We start from the raw sequence: 743 nt of genomic DNA on the forward strand, positions 1-743 counted from the left end.
CGGGACTGTGGGGTCAGCAATGAAGCGCAAGATGGCGTCTGCGTGCAGTCGGAAGCGGCGCAGCAAGTTATGGGCCTCAGACTGCTTGCAGCGTCCCGGCTTTGCGCCGGGCTTGGTCTGGGGAGGGTTCAGTTCTTCGCCCCGGCGCACGATGCCGTGGTAGACGGTGGCGAAGGCGGCGATGGCATCGGCATCGAATGGCTTGCCTTGCTGGCGCGCAGCCGCGCTCAGTCGTTGGGCATTGAGCAGCAGTTCCGTCATGTCGGTTGGCCAATCCTGGCCTGTCACCTCCTGTGCATAGACCAATTCGCGCAGAAGATGGGCGTTGCACAAGGCGTGCAGGCCATCGTTCAGTTTCCAGTATGGGGCCCAGCAATCATGAACCAGAACGCCGAGTCGGTTGGGAAGAATGCCATGTGCGGCGATCGCCTCCAGGCCGCGCTTGGCATGCATGCCATACCAGGTCAGTTCCGCCGTGGCCGCAACGTGCATCCAGTGCAGTTTGCCGTCCACGCGCAGGCCCGATTCGTCGGCGCACAGTACCGGTGCGTGATGCAACTGCCGCGCTATCAGGTCGGCCGTGCCTTGCAGGGCCAGGCTCGCTTGGCCGACCCAGGCAAGCACAGTTGCCGGCGACACGGACAAGCCCGTCATCTCGCGAATCAATTCGGCGGCGCGGGCATATGGCAGCATCTGGCCTTGGGTCAGGTGAACGCCAAGTGCGCGCACGTTCGGGCCGTATT

The 743-nt window shown here is 63.7% G+C and carries 1 protein-coding gene; it reads right to left on the minus strand.

All coding sequences use genetic code 11. From position 1 onward, the window contains the following. Positions 1 to 743, minus strand: a 743-nt coding sequence (locus tag ACP7BZ_RS22990) for an IS66 family transposase (protein ID WP_426117523.1), incomplete at both ends; no start/stop codon positions are given.

The sequence above is a fragment of the Massilia sp. PWRC2 genome (assembly GCF_049896725.1).
GTDB lineage: Bacteria > Pseudomonadota > Gammaproteobacteria > Burkholderiales > Burkholderiaceae_D > JAFCUW01.